We start from the raw sequence: 1,332 nt of genomic DNA, 5'->3' as shown, positions 1-1,332 counted from the left end.
TGTGTGACGTTCTTAAGCTGATCATTGATGGTTTCGATGATGAACCGTTTAGCCAACATGGCTCTATCCCAAGCCGCTAATAACCTGGGTTTCATGTTTTGGATAAACCACTGCCTGCCAAAAAAATTTGTACTCTGCTTAAGAGGAAAATTCCTTTCGTACAAACACTTATCAGGCTTAAAGATGGCGAAAAGCTTCTGAAATAACAGCTTGATTGCAAGGGTAATTCTCCCTAAATACCGGAGTGTTGGTCATGTATTAAATAGTTAGTTGTTATGATAATCTTCCGGTATTTTGTGGTGGAACGTGGCTAAAGTGGAAGTTGATTGTCGTTATTGTCACAAATCAGAAGATGTCAAAGGACATGGAAAAGGTCATAGAGGTTATCCCCGCTACCGCTGCTATGCCTGCAGTAAAGTCTTTCAGTTGGCATACACCTATCAAGCCTGCAAACCGGGAGTCAAAGAGCAGATTATTGATATGGCGATGAATAACAGCGGCATCCGTGACACGGCCCGCGGATTGAAGGTGGCAACAGCTACTGTGATGAAAACGTTTAAAAACTCACCCCCGGAACGTGACGACGCTTCCTCTTGACGGGGATGACATTCATCTTATCTGTGAAGTGGATGAGCAGGGGTCGTAAGAAAAATCAGCGCGGGCTCTGGTATGCCTGGGAGCCGCGTATGAAACGGATAGTGGCACATACTTTTGGGGATCGCAGCAGAAAAACATTGGAAAAACTACGGGCACTCTTGTCACCCTTTAATATCCGGTTTTACTGCACGGATGATTATGCCGTTTATGATTGTCTTCCTGAAGAAGTCCATCTTACTGGAAAGATATTTACCCAACGTATAGAGAGAACCAACCTTACCCATCGTACCCGAATAAAAAGGCTGAATAGAAAAACAATCGGTTATTCCAAATCTGAAGAAATGCACGATAAAGTGATAGGCACTTTCATTGAACGTGAAAACTATATTTAGCGAGCCTTCTAACTATTTAATACACGACCGATTAAATGATGTCCATAGATCAACCGTCATGAATGCCATAAAACGAATCGAGGCACTCTCAGAAAACGACAGACAAACCCTGAAAGAGAATCTCGAGATGGAAAAGAATAATAAACTGTAAAAAAAAAATCCGCAAAAATAGGTAGCATACCCTAAACAGACCACCCAATACGGTTCTGTCGCATTAACGGAACTTCAGGTAAACTTCCCGGTTTTTGCGCGAGTTCCAAACGATACCCCTGAGCCGAAACGCCTTTAAACGTCTCCATTATCCCGTCGATATCATTGCTCAATGTGTCCGTTGGTATTTGGC

3 pseudogenes are annotated in these 1,332 nt (G+C 42.9%); 2 read left to right on the top strand and 1 reads right to left on the bottom strand.

Annotated elements, in window-relative coordinates:
• A pseudogene (locus tag NXS07_RS20100) lies at positions 1–101 on the bottom strand (transposase); the annotation flags it as partial.
• A 205-nt stretch (positions 102–306) separates the two neighbouring features.
• Between NXS07_RS20100 and NXS07_RS20095 the strand changes: the two are divergent.
• Both NXS07_RS20095 and NXS07_RS20090 read left to right on the top strand, forming a co-directional pair.
• Positions 307–989: pseudogene (locus tag NXS07_RS20095) on the top strand (IS1 family transposase).
• Positions 990–1,252: 263 nt separating this feature from the next.
• Positions 1,253–1,332: pseudogene (locus NXS07_RS20090) on the top strand (IS6 family transposase); the annotation flags it as partial.

It is taken from the genome of Xenorhabdus bovienii, assembly GCF_024721015.1.
Taxonomy (GTDB): domain Bacteria; phylum Pseudomonadota; class Gammaproteobacteria; order Enterobacterales; family Enterobacteriaceae; genus Xenorhabdus; species Xenorhabdus bovienii.
This window is presented reverse-complemented; position numbering and strand designations above follow the sequence as displayed.